The sequence below is a fragment of the Acetobacter okinawensis genome, from assembly GCF_002153655.1.
In the GTDB taxonomy this organism is placed as follows: domain Bacteria; phylum Pseudomonadota; class Alphaproteobacteria; order Acetobacterales; family Acetobacteraceae; genus Acetobacter; species Acetobacter okinawensis_A.
The window spans coordinates 32,009-53,639 of the sequence record NZ_JOPJ01000050.1 but is presented as its reverse complement, the minus strand read 5'-3'; the positions used below and the strand labels follow the sequence as shown (position 1 = coordinate 53,639).

19 protein-coding genes and 1 tRNA gene are annotated in these 21,631 nt (G+C 59.5%); 12 read left to right on the top strand and 8 right to left on the bottom strand.

Annotated elements, in window-relative coordinates:
* Nucleotides 1-2 precede the first annotated feature (2 nt).
* The 4 genes from xseA to HK26_RS12040 all read left to right on the top strand — a co-directional run bounded on the left by xseA (nucleotide 3) and on the right by HK26_RS12040 (nucleotide 3,281).
* Nucleotides 3-1,451: an exodeoxyribonuclease VII large subunit gene (xseA, locus tag HK26_RS12055; RefSeq protein ID WP_086639992.1), complete on the top strand. Its 1,449-nt coding sequence runs from the start codon at nucleotides 3-5 to the stop codon at nucleotides 1,449-1,451.
* Between the two features lie 97 nt (nucleotides 1,452-1,548).
* Nucleotides 1,549-1,890, top strand: coding sequence for a hypothetical protein (locus HK26_RS12050; RefSeq protein WP_086640072.1), 342 nt, complete (start codon nucleotides 1,549-1,551; stop codon nucleotides 1,888-1,890).
* Nucleotides 1,891-1,987: 97 nt separating this feature from the next.
* Nucleotides 1,988-2,074, top strand: a tRNA-Leu gene (locus tag HK26_RS12045).
* A 31-nt stretch (nucleotides 2,075-2,105) separates the two neighbouring features.
* Nucleotides 2,106-3,281 (top strand): phosphoserine transaminase, encoded by a 1,176-nt coding sequence (locus tag HK26_RS12040; protein ID WP_086639991.1) that lies wholly within the window; start codon nucleotides 2,106-2,108, stop codon nucleotides 3,279-3,281.
* A 218-nt stretch (nucleotides 3,282-3,499) separates the two neighbouring features.
* Here HK26_RS12040 and HK26_RS12035 read toward each other — a convergent pair whose 3' ends face one another.
* The 5 genes from HK26_RS12035 to HK26_RS12015 form a co-directional block, all read right to left on the bottom strand.
* Nucleotides 3,500-4,891 carry an NAD-dependent succinate-semialdehyde dehydrogenase gene (locus tag HK26_RS12035; RefSeq protein WP_086639990.1) on the bottom strand — a complete coding sequence of 464 codons (1,392 nt, stop codon included), beginning with the start codon at nucleotides 4,889-4,891 and terminating at the stop codon, nucleotides 3,500-3,502.
* Between the two features lie 36 nt (nucleotides 4,892-4,927).
* Nucleotides 4,928-5,956, bottom strand: a complete 1,029-nt coding sequence (gene adhP / locus HK26_RS12030; protein WP_086639989.1) for an alcohol dehydrogenase AdhP — start codon at nucleotides 5,954-5,956, stop codon at nucleotides 4,928-4,930.
* A 65-nt stretch (nucleotides 5,957-6,021) separates the two neighbouring features.
* Nucleotides 6,022-7,437 carry an NAD(P)(+) transhydrogenase (Re/Si-specific) subunit beta gene (locus HK26_RS12025; protein WP_086639988.1) on the bottom strand — a complete coding sequence of 472 codons (1,416 nt, stop codon included), beginning with the start codon at nucleotides 7,435-7,437 and terminating at the stop codon, nucleotides 6,022-6,024.
* A gap of 1 nt (nucleotide 7,438) precedes the next feature.
* On the bottom strand, nucleotides 7,439-7,765 hold the full coding sequence (locus HK26_RS12020; protein ID WP_086640071.1) for an NAD(P) transhydrogenase subunit alpha part 2: 327 nt from the start codon (nucleotides 7,763-7,765) through the stop codon (nucleotides 7,439-7,441).
* Nucleotides 7,765-8,913 (bottom strand): NAD(P) transhydrogenase subunit alpha, encoded by a 1,149-nt coding sequence (locus HK26_RS12015; protein WP_025827104.1) that lies wholly within the window; start codon nucleotides 8,911-8,913, stop codon nucleotides 7,765-7,767. The genes HK26_RS12020 and HK26_RS12015 overlap by 1 nt, the downstream gene beginning before the upstream one ends.
* A gap of 408 nt (nucleotides 8,914-9,321) precedes the next feature.
* Here HK26_RS12015 and HK26_RS12010 point away from each other — a divergent pair, with 408 nt between their 5' ends.
* The 6 genes from HK26_RS12010 to HK26_RS11985 all read left to right on the top strand — a co-directional run bounded on the left by HK26_RS12010 (nucleotide 9,322) and on the right by HK26_RS11985 (nucleotide 14,936).
* Nucleotides 9,322-10,344 carry an aspartate-semialdehyde dehydrogenase gene (locus HK26_RS12010; protein ID WP_086639987.1) on the top strand — a complete coding sequence of 341 codons (1,023 nt, stop codon included), beginning with the start codon at nucleotides 9,322-9,324 and terminating at the stop codon, nucleotides 10,342-10,344.
* Between the two features lie 137 nt (nucleotides 10,345-10,481).
* Complete coding sequence (sdhC, locus tag HK26_RS12005) at nucleotides 10,482-10,955, top strand: succinate dehydrogenase, cytochrome b556 subunit (protein ID WP_086639986.1); 474 nt, start codon at nucleotides 10,482-10,484, stop codon at nucleotides 10,953-10,955.
* A gap of 1 nt (nucleotide 10,956) precedes the next feature.
* Nucleotides 10,957-11,370: a succinate dehydrogenase, hydrophobic membrane anchor protein gene (gene sdhD, locus HK26_RS12000; protein WP_025827109.1), complete on the top strand. Its 414-nt coding sequence runs from the start codon at nucleotides 10,957-10,959 to the stop codon at nucleotides 11,368-11,370.
* Nucleotides 11,371-11,486: 116 nt separating this feature from the next.
* Nucleotides 11,487-13,298 carry a succinate dehydrogenase flavoprotein subunit gene (gene sdhA, locus HK26_RS11995; RefSeq protein ID WP_086639985.1) on the top strand — a complete coding sequence of 604 codons (1,812 nt, stop codon included), beginning with the start codon at nucleotides 11,487-11,489 and terminating at the stop codon, nucleotides 13,296-13,298.
* Nucleotides 13,299-13,322: 24 nt separating this feature from the next.
* Nucleotides 13,323-14,105 carry a succinate dehydrogenase iron-sulfur subunit gene (locus tag HK26_RS11990; RefSeq protein ID WP_086639984.1) on the top strand — a complete coding sequence of 261 codons (783 nt, stop codon included), beginning with the start codon at nucleotides 13,323-13,325 and terminating at the stop codon, nucleotides 14,103-14,105.
* Nucleotides 14,106-14,273: 168 nt separating this feature from the next.
* On the top strand, nucleotides 14,274-14,936 hold the full coding sequence (locus tag HK26_RS11985; protein ID WP_086640070.1) for a protein-tyrosine phosphatase family protein: 663 nt from the start codon (nucleotides 14,274-14,276) through the stop codon (nucleotides 14,934-14,936).
* Between the two features lie 272 nt (nucleotides 14,937-15,208).
* On the opposite strand, the gene HK26_RS11980 is transcribed toward HK26_RS11985, so the two are convergent.
* From HK26_RS11980 to HK26_RS11970, 3 genes are read right to left on the bottom strand one after another with little or no spacing between them, the layout of a single operon-like run.
* A complete protein-coding gene (locus HK26_RS11980; RefSeq protein WP_086639983.1) occupies nucleotides 15,209-16,435 on the bottom strand; it encodes a phosphoglycerate kinase in 1,227 nt (408 codons plus the stop codon).
* A complete protein-coding gene (gap, locus tag HK26_RS11975) occupies nucleotides 16,435-17,457 on the bottom strand; it encodes a type I glyceraldehyde-3-phosphate dehydrogenase (protein ID WP_086639982.1) in 1,023 nt (340 codons plus the stop codon). The genes HK26_RS11980 and gap overlap by 1 nt, the downstream gene beginning before the upstream one ends.
* Nucleotides 17,458-17,478: 21 nt before the next feature.
* Nucleotides 17,479-19,434 carry a transketolase-like TK C-terminal-containing protein gene (locus tag HK26_RS11970; protein WP_086639981.1) on the bottom strand — a complete coding sequence of 652 codons (1,956 nt, stop codon included), beginning with the start codon at nucleotides 19,432-19,434 and terminating at the stop codon, nucleotides 17,479-17,481.
* Between the two features lie 254 nt (nucleotides 19,435-19,688).
* Here HK26_RS11970 and HK26_RS11965 point away from each other — a divergent pair, with 254 nt between their 5' ends.
* Together HK26_RS11965 and hemA are read left to right on the top strand one after the other, a co-directional pair.
* Entirely contained in the window at nucleotides 19,689-20,198 is a 510-nt protein-coding gene (locus HK26_RS11965; RefSeq protein ID WP_086640069.1) for a hypothetical protein, read from the top strand.
* 63 nt (nucleotides 20,199-20,261) lie between these two features.
* Nucleotides 20,262-21,575 (top strand): 5-aminolevulinate synthase, encoded by a 1,314-nt coding sequence (gene hemA / locus HK26_RS11960; RefSeq protein WP_086640068.1) that lies wholly within the window; start codon nucleotides 20,262-20,264, stop codon nucleotides 21,573-21,575.
* Nucleotides 21,576-21,631 lie beyond the last annotated feature (56 nt).

Here is a 21,631-nt window from a genome sequence, read left to right as displayed (position 1 = left end):
GGATGCACGAAGAGTTTGGAGCCGCCCCCCCTTCTGGCGGCAATGTCCCTGAATATACGGTTTCGGAAATTTCCGGCGCAATCCGGCGCACGCTCGAAGGCTCGTTCAGCCGCGTGCGTGTGCGGGGCGAAATTACGGAGTTCAAACGCTACCCCTCCGGGCATCTTTATTTTTCGCTCAAGGATGAGCAGGGCAAGATTTCCGGCGTGGTCTGGCGCGGCAGTGTCAGCCGCCTTGGTCTGGTGCCAGAAAACGGGCTGGAAATTATTGCAACCGGCAAGGTCTCTGCCTACGGCGAGCGCTCAAGCTACCAGCTTGTGGTCGAGCGTATGGAATATGCGGGCGAGGGCGCTCTGCTGGCCCGCATCGAGCGCCTGCGCATCCGGCTGGGGGAGGAGGGGCTGTTTGACCCCGCCCGCAAGCAGCCCATCCCCCTGCTACCCCGCGTGATCGGTGTTGTCACATCCGCTCAGGGGGCTGTGCTGCATGATATCTGCACCACACTCCAGCGGCGCTTCCCCCGCCCCGTGGTGGTGTGGCCCGTACCAGTGCAGGGCGAGGGGGCTGCCGCCCAGATTGTGGCCGCCATTAACGGGTTTTCCGCGCTTGACGGTACAGGGACTGTGCCGCGACCGGATGTGGTGATTGTGGCGCGCGGTGGTGGCTCGCTTGAAGACCTGATGGCTTTTAATGATGAGGGCGTGGTCAGGGCTGCGGCGGCCTGCTCCATCCCCCTGATCTCGGCCGTGGGGCATGAGACCGATACAACTCTGATCGACTTTGCATCCGATCGGCGTGCCCCCACCCCCACGGCGGCAGCGGAAATGGCCGTACCCGTGCGGAGTGAACTGCTGGCCGAAATTGCACATCGCACCGCGCGTGCAACCGGCGCTCTGGCCCGGCAGTTGCAGACTGCCCGCCTGCGGCTGGACAGGGCCGCCGCCGCCCTGCCGGACCTGCCCACCCTTGTGCAGACCGCACGCATGCAGCTTGATGATAGAGGGCGCAGGCTGGATGTGGCCCTGCCCGCCCTTGTGCGCAGGCGCAAGGCTGATCTGGTTGGGGTGGAGCGGCATATGCCTGCGGTGGAAACCCTTCTGTCAGGTCGTAGAACACGGCTTGCCGTGCTGGGGGGCGCTTTTGCCGGAGGGATGCAGCATAGCCTGCAACGGCAGGAAGTCAGGCTTGGCCGGTGCAGGGTGTCCCCCGCACCGCTTATGGCTCTGTTACGTGAGCGGCGTATTGCGCTGGGGGGTGCTGTCGGGCAGTTGGAGGCCGTGTCCCCGCTTGCGGTGCTGGCGCGTGGTTATGCCTTGGTTACGGCTGATGGTCACCCCGTGACAAAAGCTGCAGACCTGAAGAGTGGCCAGCAGGTTGATCTCACATTTGGGGATGGAGCCTGCCATGCCGTTATTGGGGGGCGCCCGGTACAGGGCCTTTTGGACCTGTAAGCCCTGTTGGGTACAGGCCGGCAATCGGGTTATGCTGGCTGCTCCTTGCAACCGTGTGGGCAAACGCCACCCACAACGTGCGGAAAGACCAAAGCGTATGTCCATACCTGTTTGTATGAAGGTTCTGGCTTCTGGCCTGCTGCTTGGCCTGCTGGCCGGCTGCGCCAGCCAGCCCTCCCGCATTCCTCCCCAGAGCTTTGCACCGGGGTTGAGTGGGGAGAGCCCCCCCTCAGCGCATGAAAGCCAATTGGTGAACGACCCCTCCGCCCCCACCAATACGCCCCTGTGTGGAACGGCTGCGCGGGAGGCCATGGCCATGGCGGTGCAGAACTACCCCCAGCCGCTTGCCGTGGGGGGAAGTTGTGTGCGCAACGCATGCTTTAACACCCAGACAGGCACCTACATTGCTGCCGATGGCACACAGCGGATCTGCCGTTAGACCCGCAGGAACGCTGCCGTGGCCTGCAATCAACGACAAATGCCGCCAACAAACCCTTTTCCGGGCGGCAATTTGCTGGTAGGGGAAAAAGCAGTTCGCGAGAGTGACGGAACTGGTAGACGTAGTCGACTCAAAATCGACCGCCCTTACGGGCTTAGGGGTTCGAGTCCCCTCTCTCGCACCAGACTTGCCCCTCCCTCTTCTCGGCCAAGGTTATGAACGCCCTTTCCCCTTCCGCTTCGTCCCGTCCGGCCATTCGTCCGCTCAATCCGTGCTTTTCATCCGGCCCCTGCGCCAAGCGTCCGGGGTGGAACCTTGCTGCACTGTCCAACGCGCTGGTTGGCCGCTCCCACCGTTCGCCAGAAGGGCGCGCGCGGCTGAACGAGGTTATTGTACGCTCCCGCAAAATTCTGGGTGTGCCTGAAGGCTGGCGGGTAGGGATTGTACCCGCCTCCGATACCGGGGCGGTGGAAATGGCCCTGTGGTCCCTGCTGGGCGAACGCCCGGTGGATGTTCTGGCGTTTGAAAGTTTCTCGGCCCTGTGGGCGCAGGATATTGTGAGCCAGCTCAAGCTGGATAACACCCGTGTGCTCAAGGCTGATTATGGCCAGTTGCCTGACCTGTCCGAGGTCAACTGGGCGCATGATGTGGTTCTGGCATGGAATGGCACCACCTCTGGCGTGCGTCTGCCATCGGGGGATGTTATCCCCGCCGAGCATGAAGGGCTGGTGATCTGCGATGCAACATCCGCAGCCTTTGCCATGGACCTGCCATGGGACCGGCTGGATGTGGTGACGTGGTCCTGGCAGAAAGCACTGGGGGGTGAGGCCGCACACGGCATGATCGCCCTTTCTCCCCGTGCGGTGGAGCGGCTGCAAACCTACAAGGCACCACGTCCGCTGCCCAAGATTTTCCGCATGACAGCCAAGGATGCCCTGATCGAGGGTATTTTCAAGGGCGACACCATCAACACCCCCTCCATGCTGTGTGTGGAAGATGCGCTGGACAGCCTGCTCTGGGCAGAATCCGTTGGTGGGCTCGAAGGGCTCAAGGCGCGCACGCAGGCTAATCTGGCAACGGTTGCCGCGTGGGTGCAAAAGACGGACTGGGTCTCTTTTCTGGCAGAAAAAGAGGAAGAACGCTCTTCTACCGCGATCTGCCTGCGTATTGTGGCCCCATGGTTTTTAGCGCTTGAGCGCGACAGGCAGATGGCAACAGTTAAAACCATGCTGTCTGTTCTGGATAAGGAAGGCATTGGCTTTGACCTTGCCAGCTACCGTGATGCCCCTGTGGGCCTGCGGATATGGGGCGGGGCGACAGTCGAGGCGGCCGATGTTGCAGCACTGCTGCCATGGCTGGACTGGGCATTTGCACTGGTTGTGCCTGCGTAACCTGCTCTTTGGTTCAGGTGTGCCTGAACGCCAGTGATTCAAAAAGGCTGTGTGCGTGGCACGCAGCCTTTTTTTGTGCGGGCGGAGGGGCATATTTTTATAAAAACACCTGAATGATACATGCAGTATCATAAAAACACCCAACAAGATGGTACGCAAAAAGGACGGGAGGATTGCTCCCCCCCCGCCCCTTCTGGTAAGCGCGGTTCAGAAAAACATCAGAACGGTGCGTCAATGTCCACAATATCAATCAGCTTGGCGTTTACAAACTCCTTCAGGCCAAGGCCGAGCAGTTCGCGGCCAAAGCCCGAGCGTTTGACGCCACCAAACGGCAGGTCGGCCTTAACCATGGTCGGATGGTTGATGTAAACCATACCGGTATCAATCCGCCGTGCCAGTTCCGCGCCACGCTCTTCGTCCTTGGTGAAGATGGAACCACCCAGACCGTAGGGGGAGTCGTTGGCAATTTCAATGGCGTGGTCAGCATCTTTGGCACGGAAGAGCATAGTCACCGGACCAAAGAATTCCGTGTGGCGGGCTGGGTTGCCCTCTTCCAGATGGCTCAGGATCACGGGGCGGAAGAAACAGCCTTTGTTGGGCATTTCCAGCGGAATTTCTTCAGCTTTTGCACCCTGTGCCACGGCATCGGCTACCTGCTGTTTAAGGCCTTCCACAGCCCCGCGGGAGGACAGGGGCGGCAGTGTTGTGGCCGGGTCCATCGGGTCGCCCATGCGCAGGGCGGCAATGCCCTTGCGGTACAGGTCGACAAATTTGTCGTATACGCCGTCTTCCACAATCATGCGCTTGGCGTTTACGCACACCTGTCCACCGTTCCAGTGGCGGCCAAATACGGCCCATTTTGCGGCTTTTTCCACATCGGCATCATTGAGCACGATCAGGGCATCAGACCCGCCCAGTTCCATGGTGCATTTTTTAAGCGCCAGCCCCGCCTCGGAGGCAACCTTGGCGCCAGCACCTTCGGAGCCGGTCAGGGCCACACCGCGGACGCGAATGTCAGCAATGATTTTGGCAAGCTGGTCACGCGTGGGGTAGAGGTTCTGGAACCCGCCTTCAAGCAGCCCTGCGTCATGCATCAGCTTTTCCATGGCTGCGGCACACTGCGGTACGTTGGAGGCGTGTTTGAGAATGACCACGTTCCCGGCAGAAAGCTGTGGCGCAATAATCCGGGCGACCTGATAGTAGGGGAAGTTCCACGGTTCAATGGCTAGCAGGATGCCCTGTGCCTCGAACACGATCTTGGCGCGCCCTTCCTTGACAGAAGCAAGGGGCAGTACTTCCGGGGCCAGAAGGCGCTCGGCATTAACAGCATAATATTCAAAAATTGCAGCAGACAGCTCAGTTTCTGCCTTTGCTTCGGCATAGAGCTTGCCCATTTCCAGCGTCAGCAGCTTGGAGTATTCGTCCACATTGGCGCGCAGGAGGTCGGCAGCTTTTTGCAAAACACGTGCGCGTTCAGAAAAAGATGTGTTTTTCCATTTTTTGAATGCGGCATGGCCCTTGTCCAGTGCTGCATCCACTTCGGCATCCGTCGGGCTTGGAAAAACCTTGACCTGTTCTTCGGTAAAAGGGTTTGTCGTTGCGTAAGCCATGGAAAAAATCCTTTTGATTGCGGATATTGAAGGATGTCAGTTCCGGAAATCCAGAACAATGCGCCCTTCAACGCGACCGTGTTCAAGATCATCAAATATCTGATTGATGTTTTCAAGCCGGTCAGTCTTTGTAACCGAGGTCACTTTTCCTTCAGCAAAGAAGGAGAGCGCTTCGATCATGTCCAGCCTTGTCCCCACAATGGAGCCGCGGATGGTAATGGCGTTCATGACCATGTCAAAAATGGAAATGGGGAAATCACCCGGCGGCAGACCATTGAGCACCAGCGTACCCCCTGGACGAACATACCCCATGGCCTGAGAAAAAGCCTTGGTGGAAACAGCCGTTATCAAACCCCCATGAGCGCCGCCGACTTCCTTCTGGATAAAGGCAGCCGGGTCAGTTGTTCTGGCGTTAACGGTGTACGCTGCGCCAAGTTTCCGTGCGGTGTCCAGTTTGGCGTCATCAATATCCACCGCGATCATGTTCAGGCCCATGGCAACACCATACTGGATAGCCATCTGCCCCAGCCCGCCCGCACCGGATACGGCCACCCAGTTGCCGGCCCGTGTGTCGGTCATTTTAAGGCCTTTATAGACTGTCAGCCCCGCACACAGGACTGGTGCAACCTTAATGGGGTCAACCCCTTGGGGAATATGGGCAACATAACCGGGGTCCGCCACTACATATTCTGCAAAGCAGCCATTAACGGAGTAGCCGGTTTCTTCCTGTTTCTGGCAAAGGGTTTCCCACCCTGCGTAGCAGTGTTCGCAATGACCGCAGGCGGAATACAGGAAGGGCACACCCACCACATCCCCTTCCTTGACCCAGTCAACATTGCTGCCAACCGCGACCACGGTGCCCACGCCTTCGTGCCCGGGAATAAAGGGAAGTGTGGGTTTTTTGGGCCAGTCACCACTGGCTGCGTGCAGGTCCGTATGGCAGACGCCGCAGGCGATCATCTTGACCAGAATCTGGTTGGAGTTGATGGAGGGAATGTCCAGTTCTTCAAGCGTGAGCGGCTTGCCAAATTCATGGACAACAGCGGCTTTCATCTTGCCTGACATAATCTACGCCTTTTGTTGCAAACAAAAAAAACGGGAGGGACCGTCTGGTTCCCTCCCGCTTGCCCTCAGGCAGTGCCCAGAGCTTTGACTGCTTCGACCATCTTGGAGAGCACCGCCTGTGCATCCCCAAAGACCATCGTACAGTTTTTCTGGAAGAACAGCGGGTTCTGCACCCCCGAATACCCGGTGCCAGACCCACGTTTGATGACAAAGACCTGACGGGCCTTGTAGGCGTTCAGGATCGGCATGCCATAAATGGGGGAGGACTTGTCGGTCAGGGCTTCGGGGTTGACCACGTCGTTCGCGCCAATAATCAGGGCAACGTCGGTGGTGGCAAAGCTGTCGTTAATATCGTCCATATCGCAGATCATGTCGTATGGAACGCCAGCTTCGGCCAGCAGCACGTTCATGTGCCCCGGCATGCGGCCTGCAACGGGGTGGATGGCAAACTTGACATCCACACCATCGGCCACAAGCATTTTAACAAATTCGTACAGCTTCTGCTGTGCCTGTGCGACGGCCAGACCATAGCCGGGCACAATAATCACGCTCGAGGCATAACGCATGGAGGTTGCAGCATCCGACGGGTCGGCGGATTTCATTTCCCCTTCCGGTCCCTTGGCGGAGCTGGCGGTATCCCCAAAGTTGCTGAACAGCACGTTGGTGAGCGAGCGGTTCATGGCCTTGGCCATCAGTGCAGTCAGCAGGGTGCCTGCGGAGCCCACGACCATACCCGCGATCATCAGCGCGGGGTTGCCCATCACATAGCCTTCAAGCCCCACAGCCAGACCGGTAAAGGCGTTGTAGAGCGAGATCACAACCGGCATGTCCGCCCCGCCAATGGGCAGGGTCATGCACACGCCAAACAGCAGTGCGGCAGCAAAGAACAGAATACCCGGCAGCACACCCTGCGGGGTGGCATACTGCATGACCGTAAGCGCACCAAGCACAAGCGCGATCAGGAACAGTGCGGCGTTAAAAATGCGCTGGCCGCCAAAACGCACGGGCTTTCTCATCCGCCCGTCAAGCTTGGCCCATGCGATAATGGAGCCGGTAAAGGAGATACAGCCAATGAGCGCGCCAACAATGGTAACGCTCAGGTGCAGCCCGGACGTGGCATGGTCGGACAGAAGGCTGACCGCGGCAAGGGAGGCTGCGGAGCCACCGCCCATGCCATTGAAGATGGCAACCATCTGCGGCATGGCGGTCATCTGCACCGTACGGCCGCGCCAGCCGGTCCACAGGCAGCCCAGCAGCAGGGCCACAACAGCCAGTGCTACGTTAACAAGCAGGTGCGGGCGGGCATCGGGGCTGATGTTGAACAGGTTGAGGAACGTAGCGCCAACCACAAACACCATGCCGTAGCCTGCGGTGACAATGCCAGAGACAGCGGTTACGGGGGAGGACATGGCCTTCAGCCCGTAAATGAACAGGCCTGCGGCAATCAGCCCGCTCAGGCCAACAATATATTCGATCAACATGTTACGGCTGGCCTTTTTTCTCTGGTGTCTGCTTCTGGCTCGGGCGGAACATGGCCAGCATGCGGTCGGTTACGACATAACCCCCCATCACGTTGCCAGCGCCCAGAAAAACCCCGACAAACCCGATAATCTGCCCCGTAAGTGTGGTGGCGTTGAACAGCGCGTCCAATGCCCCAACCACCACAATACCGTGGATGAAGTTGGAGCCGGACATGAGCGGCGTATGCAAAATGGAGGGCACCCGGCTAATCACCACGTAGCCGGTAAATGCGGCCAGCATGAAGATGTAGAGGGCGATAATGAAGGTCATGGATGTTACGGAATCCATCATGCTTTCTCCGCTGGTGTGCCTTCGATGACCTTGAGGATGGCGGCGTTGGTAATCTTGCCATCATGGGTCAGGGTGGTGCCGGTAATGACCTCGTCCGTAAAATCGGGCTTGAGCACACCGTCATGCAGAACCTGCTCCAGCAGGTTGTAAATGTTCTTGGCGTAAAGCTCGCTCGCCTGTGCGGCCAGGCTGGAGGGCAGGTTGGTCGGGCCAACCATGACCACGGGGCCAACCTTGACAATTTCGCCCGCCTTGGTGCCCTCACAGTTGCCGCCGTTGGGTGCCCCCATGTCCACCACAACGGAGCCTTCCTTCATGCCTGCGAGTTGCTCGGCATCAATCAGGCGTGGGGCCTTGCGACCGGGGACGGCTGCTGTGGTAATAATCAGGTCCGCCTGAGCAATATGCTGCGAAAGGGTCGCGCGCACCTTGGCTTTTTCGTCCGCTGTCAGTTCACGGGCGTAGCCGCCGGCTCCTCGTGCATCAATGCCCGTATCCACAAATTTGGCGCCAACGGACTCTGCTTCTTCCTTGGTTTCTGGGCGCACGTCGTAGCCTTCGCACACAGCGCCAAGGCGGTGTGCCGTGGCCAGTGCCTGCAGGCCTGCAACACCAAGCCCCATGACCAGCACGCGGGCTGCACGCAGGGAGCCAACGGCGGTGGTCATCATGGGCAGGATTTTCTGCATATGCACGCTGCCCAGCAGGGGAGCGTAATACCCGGCAAGGGCTGCCTGACTGGACAGGGCGTCCATGGCCTGCGCACGGCTGATGCGGGGGATCAGTTCCATGGCAAAGGTGGTGATCTTGCCATCACGCAGCGCCTTGACCAGCTCCGGCTGGCTCTGGGCGTAAATGAACGAGACCAGCAGGGCGCCGGGCTTCATTTTTTTGACGGTTTCGACCGATGGCGGCTGGACGGCCAGCACAATATCCGCATCCGCAACCAGTTTCCCGGTATCGGGCTCCTGCGTGACCTGTGCTTTTGTGTAGGCGTCGTCGGTATAGGTTGCAGCACTGCCCGCTCCCTGCTCCAGAACAAGATCTGCCCCAAGCTTGGCTATGCGCTGTGCTACCGCGGGAATCATGGCAACCCGGCGTTCGTCAGGCTGCGTTTCCTTCAGGATGGCAATTTTAACGGTCACGTTCTTTTCCCAATGCATTCTGTATGGGGTGAGGAGGGACCGGGATGGCGGGGTAGATAGACGGCCTTCCTCCACAACTTTGCTGGTTGATATGACAAGCATATCTGCGAAAGGTTGCATTGATATGCGTCAAAGAAACCTTTCGAACATGATATAAAATTATTTTTTTCATTATTGCACTTTATAAATAAGTTGCACGGAGCGTGTGCCCCCCTCAGCTTTTTGGGGCAGGGGCTGCGCGGTGGTGGCAGATCATGCCAGTCCCCTGCCATGCGTATGGGTCAGGGAAAGCGCGGGCCGAGCAATTCCATTTGTAGGCGGAATGGTCTAGGGTTCGCGCGATTGAACGGGCTGCGCGCGGGCGCCCGTTGTTCTGACTTCTAACGTGCTCTGAATCAAAGGTGGATTATGGGTTATCGGGTTGCTGTTGTAGGCGCGACAGGTGCAGTGGGACGGGAAATCCTCAAGACACTGGCCGAACGGGAGTTCCCGGTGGATGATATTGTCGCACTGGCCTCCCCTCGCTCTGCGGGGCGTGAAGTGTCCTTCGGGGACCGTGTTCTGAAAGTGCAGAACCTTGAAACCTTTGATTTCAAGGGCTGGGATGTCGGGCTGTTTTCCCCCGGTGGTTCGGTGTCGGCCAAGTATGCGCCCATCGCTGCCAAGGCTGGCTGCGTTGTCATCGACAACACATCCCACTTCCGCATGGAGCCGGATGTGCCGCTGGTGGTGCCCGAGGTAAACCCCCTCGCCCTCAAGGACATGAAGCGCAACATCATTGCCAACCCCAACTGCTCGACCATTCAGATGGTGGTGGCCCTCAAGCCGCTGCATGACCTGTTTACCCTCAAGCGGGTGGTTGTCTCCACGTATCAGGCAGTGTCTGGCGCGGGTAAGGACGGAATGGACGAGCTGTTCTCCCAGACCCGTGGCAGCTTTGTAAATGACCCGCCCAAGATCGAGCAGTTCCAGAAGCAGATCGCCTTCAACTGCATTCCCCAGATCGACCGCTTTATGGATGACGGTGCGACCAAGGAAGAATGGAAGATGCGAGTCGAGACCAAAAAAATTCTCGACCCGGACGTGGAGGTGCTGGCCACCTGCGTGCGTGTGCCGGTGTTTGTTGGTCATTCCGAAGCCGTTGTGGCCGAGTTTGTTGAGCCGGTGGACCTTGAGCGTGCGCGTGAGGCCCTGCGGGAGTCCGAAGGGGTTGTGCTGCTCGACCAGCGTGAAGATGGCGGGTATGTGACCCCGCTTGAATCCGTGGGGGAAGATGCGACCTATGTGTCACGCCTTCGTGTCGATCCGAGCGTGCCTCATGGGCTGGCCTTCTGGTGTGTTGCCGATAATCTGCGGAAAGGCGCGGCTTTGAACGCCGTGCAGATCGCTGAAACCATGATCGCGCTGGACCTTCTGCCCAGACACGCCTGAGTGAGAATCCACCCCCTCTCGGTCTCGTGTTGATCCGTTGAATTGACCGGGCCGAGGCGCGGGGCGTAGGACAAAAACGATGCAAAACGCTGGATGCAACCAGCGCTCAGGGATAGACACGGGGTACGAGGCTGACAATGCAGGATATCCGTAAGGCCCTCTATGTAGGGAGCCGAAGTGACGGCACACTGATCCAGCGGCCCATGTCGCCGCACTTGCAGGTGTACCGTTATCGGCTTTCCATGGTTCTTTCCATTTCGAATCGAATCACGGGAGTGATCGCCACAGCCGGTGCGGCGTTGGGTGTGTTCTGGCTTGGTGCGGCAGCCAAAGGGCCAAAGTCCTTTGCTACGGCGCGCAAGGTAACGGGCAACCCGCTGGGCCAGCTTGTGCTGGTGGGGTGGCTGGCTTCGGTCGTTTACCACACGGTCGGCGGCATCCGGCATCTTATCTGGGATGCGGGCTACCGTTACGACAAGGAAGAACTGAACAAGGATGGCCCAGTGGCAGTGGGCGTAACCGCGGGCGTAAGCACCGTGCTGGCCGCTGCCCTGCTTGCTGTGGCTGGGTGCCGCAGGAGCAAACGCGCCAAAGCCGGGAAGGTATCCTGACATGAACGCTTCTGTTCCACATATTGAAGTCATGCGCTCCCAGCTTGGGCGTGCACGCGGTCTGGGTGCGGGGCATTCAGGCGTTGGCCACTGGTGGGCCGAGCGTGTTTCTGCTGCCAGTCTGCTGCCACTTTCCACATGGTTTGTGGTGCAGATGTTCCGCCTTGGCGGGGCAGACCATGCAGAGGTGGTCAAATGGGGCGGCAAGCCCGTTAACGCCACCATGCTGGCGGCACTGATTATTACCACATTCTACCATGCGCAGGTTGGCCTGCAGGTCATTGTGGACGATTACGTGCACGGCAAGGCGCACCTGCCCACCCGTCTTTTGATCAAGATCGGCACCTCTCTTATGGGGCTGCTTGGCGTGTTTGCCGTGATCAAGCTGGTGGTGCGGAGCGGTTCCGGCAAATAAGCCGGGCCTTTGCCCAAGTATAAAAGAGCCTTGTGCCGCCGACGGAACAGGTCGGATACGCGGCGGCATGAACCTGAACGACTGACAGGCCGAACGCACATGGGAGCGCCGTCACGATGAATGCCAATTCCTCTCCTTCTCGGGGAGCTTACCGGATTGTTGATCACGCATACGATGTTGTGGTCGTGGGAGCAGGTGGTTCGGGCCTGCGTGCAACGCTGGGCATGGGGGCCGCAGGCCTGAGCACCGCGTGCATTACCAAGGTTTTCCCCACCCGCAGCCATACCGTGGCCGCGCAGGGTGGCATTGGGGCCTCCCTTGGCAACATGGCCGAGGATCACTGGCGCTGGCACATGTATGACACCGTAAAAGGGTCTGACTGGCTGGGTGACCAGGACGCCATCGAGTTCATGGTGCGTGAGGCCGTGCCCGCCGTGCAGGAACTGGAGCATTTTGGTGTTCCCTTCTCCCGCACGGAAGAGGGTAAAATCTACCAGCGCCCCTTTGGCGGGCATATGAGCGACTTTGGCAAGGCCCCCGTACCCCGCGCCTGTGCTGCGGCTGACCGTACGGGCCATGCCATTTTGCACACGCTGTACCAGCAGTGCCTCAAGCATAATGTTGAGTTCTTTGTCGAATATTTCGCCATTGACCTGATTATGGATGACGAGGGCGCATGCCGTGGCGTTATGGCCTGGTGCCAGGATGATGGCACCATCCACCGCTTTAACGCCAAAATGGTTGTGCTCGCTACAGGCGGTTATGGCCGTGCTTACCAGTCCTGCACCTCTGCCCACACCTGCACGGGTGATGGCAACGGCATGGTCATGCGTGCGGGTCTGCCTACGCAGGATATGGAGTTTGTCCAGTTCCATCCCACGGGTATTTACCCCGCAGGGTGCCTGCTGACCGAAGGCTGCCGTGGTGAGGGTGGTTACCTGACCAACTCCGAGGGTGAGCGTTTTATGGAACGCTACGCCCCGACCGCCAAAGACCTTGCCTCGCGCGATGTGGTGTCCCGCGCCATGACAATCGAGATCAAGGAAGGCCGTGGCTGTGGTCCCAAAAAGGATCATATCATGATGCATCTGGAGCATCTGGGCTCCGACCTGCTGCATGAGCGCCTGCCGGGGATTTTGGAAACATCGCGTATTTTTGCCGGTGTGGACGTAACCAAGGAGCCGGTGCCGGTTCTGCCAACCGTGCATTACAATATGGGTGGTATTCCCACCAACATTCACGGCGAAGTCGTGCGCCCCACAGCAGACAACCCTGATGCGGTGGTGCCAGGCCTGATGGCTGTGGGCGAGGCCGCCTGCGTGTCCGTGCATGGTGCAAACCGCCTTGGCACAAACTCCCTGCTTGACCTGATCGTATTTGGTCGTGCGGCAGCCCGTCGTGCGGCGGAAGTGGTCAAACCGACGGACTTTGTGCGCCCACTTCCCGCTGGGGCTGGCGAGTTTGCTCTCGATCGTCTGGACAAGCTGCGTTACGCCAAGGGTGGCACCAAGGTCTCCGCCATGCGGGACCGCCTCCAGCGTGACATGCAGACCCATGCAGCCGTGTTCCGCACGCAGGAAAGCCTGCAGGAAGGTGTGGACAAGATCCGCGATATCTGGAGTGGTCTGGGCGATCTCTCCGTTTCTGACAGCTCACTGATCTGGAACAGTGACCTGATGGAAGCGCTGGAGTTTGAAAACCTGCTGGCCAATGCAACAGCTACGCTCGAAAGTGGTCTGGCCCGGCATGAAAGCCGTGGCGCGCATGCCCGCGATGACTTCCCCGAACGTGATGACAAGGAATGGCTCAAACATTCCGTTTCCTGGCTGGATGACAAGGGTGGCGTCAAGCTGACCTATCGTCCGGTGCATATGAAAACCCTGACCGACGATGTCGAGGTTTTCCCACCCAAAAAGCGCGTTTACTGATCCGCAGGGCAAAGGGAGGCGAACATGGTCGAACTCAGACTGCCGCGTAACAGCACCGTAGGGAAAGGCAAAACCTTTCCCGCTCCTGCTGGGGCAAAAAATGTCAAAACCTTCAAGGTTTACCGCTGGTCCCCCGATGACGGGAAAAACCCGGTCATAGATTCCTACGATCTTGACCTGGATACAATCGGGCCAATGGTGCTGGACGCCATTATCCACATCAAGAATGAGGTGGACCCCACGCTGACTTTCCGGCGCTCCTGCCGCGAAGGGATATGTGGCTCCTGCGCGATGAACATTGATGGCGAGAACACGCTTGCGTGCCTCAAGCCGATCAAGGACATTCAGGGCGATGTGCGGATTTATCCGCTGCCCCATATGCCCATTGTCAAGGATCTGGTGTCCAATCTGGATGGGGCTTATGCACAGTTGCGCTCCATCCAGCCATGGATGCAGGCCGACAGTGCGCCGCCACCCGATGGCGAACGCCGCCAGAGCATTGAGGAGCGCGCCAAGCTTGACGGTATGTGGGAGTGCATTCTGTGCTTCTGCTGCACAACGTCCTGCCCGTCCTACTGGTGGAATGGGGACAAATACCTTGGCCCGGCCGTTCTGCTTGCCGCACACCGCTGGATTGCAGACAGCCGTGATGAGCATACGGGCGAACGTCTGGATGCGCTGGAAGATACGTTCAAGCTCTATGCGTGCCGCACCATCATGAACTGCACCCAGACCTGCCCCAAGGGTCTGAACCCGGCCAAGGCGATTGGCCGGATCAAGGAACTCCAGATCGAACGCAAGGTCTGATCCTTACGGTTCACTCTGTCAGTCTTTGGGCAAACCCTGCGGGAGTATTCTCCCGCAGGGTTTTTGCTGTTTGCAGTAGGCGGCAGGCCGGGGCCAATATTGACGTATGGCGTTGGAGGTGGAACATAAAAATCCAACCATGCACCAAGCATGACAAAAGGGGGTTTTGTGTTTAACGGCCATCTTACGACCCAGACCGGCCGTGCCAGAGCATGGACGGACAGCCTGTTTGTGGACCATGCGGTGCTGCGTCTGGTCTGGACCAATTTCCATGCCGTTATTCCGGGCAAGGTGTACCGTTGTAACCACCCCACTCCTGCGCGCCTGCGGCGGGCTGTGCGCAAGCTGGGCCTGCGGACGCTGGTGAACCTGCGTGGCCACAGGCAGTGCGGCTCGGACGCCCTCTCGCGCAATGCCGCGGCCCGGATCGGGCTGACCCATCTGGATATGGCGTTTGAAAGCAGGGGCGCTCCCCACAAAGACCGTATTCTGCGGTTTGCCAAGATGTATGGCTCCTTGCAGTTTCCCATGCTTATGCACTGCAAGTCTGGGGCGGATCGGGCGGGACTGGCCTCGGCGCTGGTTATCATGTTCGAAGGTGGGAGTGCTGAGCAGGCTCTTGGCGAACTGTCCTGGCGGTTTGGGCATTTTCGTGGGTCACGCACGGGTATTCTGGACGCTTTCTTTCTGCGGTATCAAGCACAGGCGGAGGGGCGCATCCCGTTTATGGAATGGGTGTGCAACGAGTATGATGAGGCGGCTCTTAAACAGGATTTTGTGGCGGGCCGGATTGCCGCTTTTCTAACCGATCAGGTGCTCAGGAGAGAGTAGCAGGCGCGGTTCAGGTCTGGTGAAAATGTTTTTCTTCTGATGTTTCGTCAGGAAAGTAACAGTGTAGATACACATCTGACGCCTTGATGAACAACATCCATAAGCTGCGGGAAGATTTAGGGAATAAACCAAGAGCATAGTCCCATGCCTCCCCTAGCGTATGATGAAGGTTTTACTTTTTGCGCTCCACAGCACGGTTTTTTGCCAGACAATAAAAAACCGCCGGAAGCCTGAGCCTCCGGCGGTCTGGTCGTCTAAAGTAGAAAACCTGCTTAGATTGGCAGGGTTTTTTCCAGCGTGGTGCTAAGGGCAGTCAGGCCCGGCAGAACCTTGCCCTCCAGCCATTCCAGAAAAGCGCCACCAGCGGTGGAGACATAGGTCATGTCATGCAGCACACCGGCATGGCGCAGGGCCGACACGGTGTCCCCCCCACCCGCTACGGTTTTGAGTGCCCCTGCCTTGGTCAGGCGTCCGGCTTCCTGCGCTACGGCGTTTGTACCCTCATCAAACGGAGGGAGTTCAAACACGCCAAGCGGACCGTTCCAGACCAGAGTTTTCAACCCTGCCAGTTTGCTGTTGAGGAGCTTGACCGTTTCCGGCCCCACGTCCAGCGCCATCCACCCATCGGGAATGGCATTGGCAGGCACGGTGCTGGTGGGTGCTCCGGCTATAAAGTCCTCGGAGATGACCATATCAACCGGCAGGATCAGGTCGCAGTTCTTGGCCTTGGCCTGCGCCATAATCTGGCGGGCCGTGTCCAGCATGTCGTCTTCCTTGAGCGACTTGCCAACATTCAGCCCCTGTGCGGCCAGAAACGTGTTGGCCATGGCGCCACCAATAGCCAGCATGTCCACCTTGTCCAGAAGGTTTTCAAGCAACTGGAGTTTGGTGGAAATTTTGGCCCCACCCACAATGGCCCCAACCGGGCGCTCGGGGTTTTCCAGCGCGGCGAACAGGGCCTGAAGCTCCGCTTCCATCAGACGTCCGCCAAAGGATGGCAGATGCGTGGCAACACCTGCCGTGGAGGCATGGGCGCGGTGTGCGGCCGAGAATGCGTCGTTGACATACACATCCCCCAGACTGGCGAGTGCTGCGGAAAGCTCCGCGTCATTCTTTTCCTCACCGGGCTGGAAGCGGGTGTTTTCGAGCAGCAGCACTTCGCCATCGTTCAGGGAGCGTGTTGCGGCTTCTGCATCGGGGCCGATGCAGTCATGCGCAAAGTTGACCGGACGCCCCAGTGCCGTGGCCAGCGCCGTGGCAATGGGTTTGAGCGACATGGCAGGCACAACCTGCCCTTTTGGCCGGTCAAAATGGCTGAGCAGAATAACCCGCCCGCCCTTGTCCGCCAGTTCCGCAATGGTGGGAACAATGCGCTCGATACGGGTCTGGTCAGTGACCTGACCGTCCTTCATGGGGACGTTCAGATCCACACGGAGCAGGATGCGCTTGCCCTTGGGGTCAAGCGTGTCCAGCGTAGCAAAGGGGAGGTTGGTTGCCATCAGAGCGATCCAAACAGGGCTGCCGTATCGGACATACGGTTGGAGAAGCCCCATTCGTTGTCGTACCAGGAGCACACGCGCACCAGCTTGCCACCATCGACCAGAGCCGTCTGTGTGGCGTCAAAGGTGGAGGATGCAATGGCGTGGTTGAAGTCGGAGCTGACCAGAGGGGCTTCGTTATAGGCCAGAGCGTTCTTCATTGTGCCTGCGTCCACAACTGCGCGAATGGCGTTGTTGACCTCTTCCACGCTGCGCGGAGCCGTTTTTGGCACAAAATCAAGCGAGACCACGGAGACATTGGCCGTGGGTACGCGAATGGCCGTGCCATCAAGCTTGCCTTTGAGCTGGGGCAGAACCAGACCCACGGCGCGCGCCGCACCTGTGGAGGTGGGGATCATGTTCATGCCAGCCGCACGTGCACGGCGCAGGTCCTTGTGCAGCGTATCCACCGTGCGCTGGTCACCGGTGTAGGAGTGGATGGTCACCATGTAGCCGCGCTCGATGCCAAACGCATCTTCCATCACCTTGGCAACGGGAGCCAGACAGTTGGTGGTGCAGGATGCGTTGGAGATAACGGTCATGTCTGATGTCAGCACATCTTCATTAACGCCAAACACGATGGTGGCGTCCACATCCGTTGCCGGAGCGGAGACAATGACCTTGCGTGCGCCAGCGGCCAGTAGCAGACCTGCTTTTTCCTTGGTGGTGAACAGGCCGGTGCATTCCATGGCCACATCAACACCCGCAAAAGGAACCTTGGAGGGGTCACGCTCGGCGGAAACGGTAATCGGGTCCCATGTGCGGCCATTGGCGGAAATGATCAGCTTGCCATTTTCCACCCGTACATCCGCAGGCAGGCGGCCATGCACGCTGTCGTAGCTCAGGAGGTGTGCGTTGTCTTCCACACTGCCCAGATCGTTAATGGCAACCGGCACCACGTCCGTGCGCCCGCTTTCAATAATGCCGCGCAGCACAAGGCGACCGATACGTCCAAAGCCATTGATGGCGATTTTGACTGCCATGGGATGTGTCTCCGTTATTTTTTATAGTCTTGTTATCGTTAGTGACATGTCCAGGTCTTCCAGCCGGGACGAAGATGGGGCGGTTGGGGACGAGTCCTTTTGCGCTCCAGATGCCAGAAAACGCGCAAGCACTTTCTCGCAGATCGCTCCGGCTGTAATGCCAAAGCGTTCATACACCGCGTTGGCGGGAGCGGATATGCCAAAATCATCCATGCCAACGAAAATTCCATCCGCCCCAAGCCAGCGTTCCCAGCCAAAGCTGCTGGCTGCCTCTATTCCCACGCGCAGGCCCTCGCTCCCCAGCACAGCTGCGCGGTAGGCGGGGGTCTGCTGTGCAAAAACCTCCCAGCAGGGGATGGAGACAACAGCCACATTCAACCCCTGCTCGCTCAGATGCTGGCCTGCCTGTGTGGCAATGGCAACCTCGGGGCCGGATGCCATGAGCGTGACATGCCGCGCCCCTGCCCCACAGCTTGCAAGGTAGCCCCCGTGGGATGGCCCGCCATAATGCCCTGCCCGCCTGCTGGCCCCTGCCCGTGGGGGTGGAGGGTTGGGGCACAGGATCAGCAGGGCCGGGCCTTGCGGCCAGTTTAGTGCGGCCTGCCAGCAGGCAAAGGTTTCCTCCGCGCAGGCGGGGCGAAAAACCGCCAGATGCGGCATGGCGCGCAGGCTGGCCAGCTGTTCCACGGGCTGCCAGCCCCCGCCGTTATCGCTCAGGGCCAGTCCGTCATCTGTCAGCAGGTAAAGTACCTTGCTGCGCATGAGCGCTGTCATGCGCAGGGCGGAGCGCATGCGGTCAATGGTCATCATGCCCGCAACACCACAGGGCAGTATGCCGCCATGGCGGGCCATGCCGTTGAGCATGCCCGCCATGCCATGCTCCTGTATGCCACAAGGCTGCGCGGAATGGCTGAAGGGAATGGGCAGGTTGGCCCGGCGTGCGCTTCTGGTGCTGGAGGTTGCGGCCAGAATGGCCAGGTCCTGACGCAGGAGCGCCAAGGCCCCCAACCCGGCAAAGGCTGCCTGCTGGGATGACCCGTTGGGTGCGGCCCGCATGGTCTGCCGCCATAGTCGCCCCCAGTCCTCGCGCATGGTCTGGCGGGGTTTACCTGCCAGTTCGCGCTCAAAGTCCGCGCGGCCACGGTGTTGGGCCAGCCTGCGCAGCCATGAGCGGCGGATGGAAGCACCGCGTCTGGCGGTGGGGCTCCACGGGCCTGTCAGTTCGTCTTCGGCGGGCAGGTCGGGCAGGGTATGGCAGCACTCGGGCATGCAGGCGAGCAAAGTTGGTTTTCTGGCGCGCAGAATAGCCTGCAATGCACTCATGATCGCCCCAAGGTCGTGCGCGCGCACCTTGCGCACACTCCACCCCGACGCGCCAAAGCGCGCCAGCGAGTCCGAAAAATCTGTCGGGTCTGTCAGGGGGGAGGGGCAGACCAGCACGGCCATGCGGCTCAGCCCGAAGCGGCTGGCAAGCTGTGCGGCTTCCAGCGCAACCCCGGTTGCCAGGTCACTGTCACGCGCGAGCACCCATGTGCGGTGGTTGACCAGAGACCGGCCATAGCGTTTGGCCAGTTGCTGCTCTGCCAGAGCCATGCCTGCCGCCGCCGCCATGCCCTGCCCGGCTGGGCCGGTGGCAATTTCCACTGCGGGGTGCTGGCCATAATCCACTGTGGCACTCAAATCCTGCGTATCCGGTGCAGTCAGGTGCAGCATGGCTGAGAGCAGGGGCAGCATGGCAGAGGAGGGAACAACGCATCTGTCGCGGTCTGGCCAGTTGGGTACGGCGGGGTCAAAGCGCAGGATACGGCACCATAGTGCGGTAATGGGCAGGCAGAGGGTTTGCAGTTCGGTCTGGGTGTCTGCCTCGGTTGTGCCTGCGGCCAGCAGCGCCCGTGCGGCCTTGTCCATACGCAGGACAAGCGTGTCCTGCGGGGTGGAGGATAAGGTCGTATGGTCTGTGGATGGTATGCTGGCCATCTGCCCTGTGTCTGTCAGAGGGAGTGCGGTACATAAGCTGCGCGCCAGAACAGGCTGGCCGCGTGCATGCAGTTAACCAGAGAGCAAATGGTCACCGCAAGAGGCAGATTTGGGGCGGCATTCACGTTTTTTGCGGGGCAACACTGTTGTTAGGGGCTTGCGCCCGACGCGTGGGAGCGCGAAAGAAGAGGCAACGGCCCTGCAAAATATGTGCGTCTGGCGCGCAAGATGTTCGAGTGGAGAAGTATCTGGCCATGCTGTCTGTTTTTCATGCCGCAAACAAGGGGCGTGCTTTGCGGGTGGCACTTGCCGTTGGCCTGCTGGGTGGCATGGCCGGGTGCAAACTGGTTGACCAGAAAACTTTCAACCCGCAGGCCGGGGTTGAACCCAAACCGTATATTCCTCCACCGCCTCCCGGCCCGCCCCCCGTGCCGCCCTTGATTGAGCTTGTGGCAGGCACACCGCAGGCGGAGTGGCAGGCCCCCGTGGAGCAGATTGCCCACAGAGCCCTTGCGCGAAAGCAGGAAGTGCTCTTTGTTGTAAGCTGTCTGGTGCCGCCGCAGGCAGGGCAAGCCCCTGTTGCACAGGATGATCCGGCCGCGCAGGAGGCTGAACAGTCTGCCCTGCTTGCGCTGGTCCAGCACGACGGACACGCTGTTATGCAGGCGCTGGTTGATGCCGGGGTGCCCCAGACACAGGTGGAAATGTCCGCTATGCCGGATTCAGCGGTGACGAAGCCAACCGTAAGGGTGTATGTGCGGTAGGTTGCCTAACCGAAACACTTAAAATACTGAAGACAAAAGGCCAGACGGCCGATGGGTAAGCCCATGCCCCGACCGTTTCTGACGAGAAGCGAGGAGAAACCAAGCGTGGGAGCGATCAAGAACGCCCGGCACCCTTTCTATGACCATTGTGAGGAAGCGCTGGGGCGGATCAAGCAGCAGGGGCGTTACAGAACCTTTACGCCGCTGGCGCGTCAGGCAGAACGCTTTCCCCTGTATGAGGAATACGTGGCCAATATGCCCGAGGGGCGTGAGGTTATCGTCTGGTCCACCAACGACTATCTGGGCATGGGTGTTGTGCCCGAAGTGCAGGATGCCGCCATTGCTGCCATACGTGAGCATGGCGCAGGTGCCGGTGGCACGCGCAACATTGCGGGCACCAGCCCGCTGCACAACCAGCTTGAGGCCGAGCTTGCCGCCCTGCATGGCAAGGAGGCGGGGCTGCTCTTTATTTCGGGCTATGTGTCCAATCAGGCCAGTCTGCAGACAATTCTGATGTCCATGCCCGGCTGGATCTGTTTTTCCGACCGCCTGAACCATGCCTCCATGATCGCGGGCATTAAAGGGGCTCGGGGGTCGCAGACGGTTATTTTTGAACATAATGACCTGCACGACCTTGAGGCAAAACTGGCCGCTGCCCCGGCAGACGCCCCCAAGCTGATTGCGTTTGAGAGCGTGTACTCCATGGATGGAGACATGTCCGACATCGGTGCGATCTGTGCTCTGGCCCGAAAATATAATGCCCTGACCTATCTGGACGAAGTGCATGCCGTAGGGCTGTACGGCCACGAAGGGGGCGGTGTGTCCCAGCGTGATGGGGTTGCTGATCAGGTCGATATTATTGAGGGTACGCTGGCCAAAGGGTTTGGCGTGCATGGTGGTTATATTACCGCCTCGGCCGAAATTGTGGATTTTCTGCGCTCAACGGCTTCGGGGTTTATTTTCACCACAGCCCTGCCGCCATCCGTGGTGGGGGCTGCTCTGGCCAGTGTGCGCAAGGTGCGGGCCGAAAACTGGCGGCGCGAGTCCCTGTTCGAGCGGGTGCATACCATGCGCCAGCGCCTGCGTGCGGCTGGTGTACCCTTTACCATGACGCCGAGCCATATTGTGCCTATTCCCATTGGGGAGGCGGAGCGTTGCAAGCGCATCTGCCGCCGCCTGCTGGTGGAGTTCGGCCATTATGCAACGCCGATCAACTACCCGACGGTGCCTGAAGGTACCGAGCGCCTGCGCCTGACCCCCGGCCCGTTCCATACGGACGAGATGATGGACGATATGGTGCGCGCACTTGCGCAGTTGCTGCGTGAGGAAGGTGTGATGCCAGAACTCAGGGCGCAGGCGGTTGAAAAAGTGGCCTGAAGGGCGCTTATCAACCCATCTGTGTTTCCCACCCCTCCATAGGAATATGGAGGGGT

Coding starts and splice junctions, on each gene's coding strand:
- xseA (WP_086639992.1), top strand. CDS start 3: ATGCACGAAGAGTTTGGAGCCGCCCCCCCTTCTGGCGGCAATGTCCCT.
- HK26_RS12050 (WP_086640072.1), top strand. CDS start 1,549: ATGTCCATACCTGTTTGTATGAAGGTTCTGGCTTCTGGCCTGCTGCTT.
- HK26_RS12040 (WP_086639991.1), top strand. CDS start 2,106: ATGAACGCCCTTTCCCCTTCCGCTTCGTCCCGTCCGGCCATTCGTCCG.
- HK26_RS12035 (WP_086639990.1), bottom strand. CDS start 4,891: ATGGCTTACGCAACGACAAACCCTTTTACCGAAGAACAGGTCAAGGTT.
- adhP (WP_086639989.1), bottom strand. CDS start 5,956: ATGTCAGGCAAGATGAAAGCCGCTGTTGTCCATGAATTTGGCAAGCCG.
- HK26_RS12025 (WP_086639988.1), bottom strand. CDS start 7,437: ATGTTGATCGAATATATTGTTGGCCTGAGCGGGCTGATTGCCGCAGGC.
- HK26_RS12020 (WP_086640071.1), bottom strand. CDS start 7,765: ATGGATTCCGTAACATCCATGACCTTCATTATCGCCCTCTACATCTTC.
- HK26_RS12010 (WP_086639987.1), top strand. CDS start 9,322: ATGGGTTATCGGGTTGCTGTTGTAGGCGCGACAGGTGCAGTGGGACGG.
- sdhC (WP_086639986.1), top strand. CDS start 10,482: ATGCAGGATATCCGTAAGGCCCTCTATGTAGGGAGCCGAAGTGACGGC.
- sdhD (WP_025827109.1), top strand. CDS start 10,957: ATGAACGCTTCTGTTCCACATATTGAAGTCATGCGCTCCCAGCTTGGG.
- sdhA (WP_086639985.1), top strand. CDS start 11,487: ATGAATGCCAATTCCTCTCCTTCTCGGGGAGCTTACCGGATTGTTGAT.
- HK26_RS11990 (WP_086639984.1), top strand. CDS start 13,323: ATGGTCGAACTCAGACTGCCGCGTAACAGCACCGTAGGGAAAGGCAAA.
- HK26_RS11980 (WP_086639983.1), bottom strand. CDS start 16,435: ATGGCAACCAACCTCCCCTTTGCTACGCTGGACACGCTTGACCCCAAG.
- gap (WP_086639982.1), bottom strand. CDS start 17,457: ATGGCAGTCAAAATCGCCATCAATGGCTTTGGACGTATCGGTCGCCTT.
- HK26_RS11970 (WP_086639981.1), bottom strand. CDS start 19,434: ATGGCCAGCATACCATCCACAGACCATACGACCTTATCCTCCACCCCG.
- HK26_RS11965 (WP_086640069.1), top strand. CDS start 19,689: ATGCTGTCTGTTTTTCATGCCGCAAACAAGGGGCGTGCTTTGCGGGTG.
- hemA (WP_086640068.1), top strand. CDS start 20,262: ATGCCCCGACCGTTTCTGACGAGAAGCGAGGAGAAACCAAGCGTGGGA.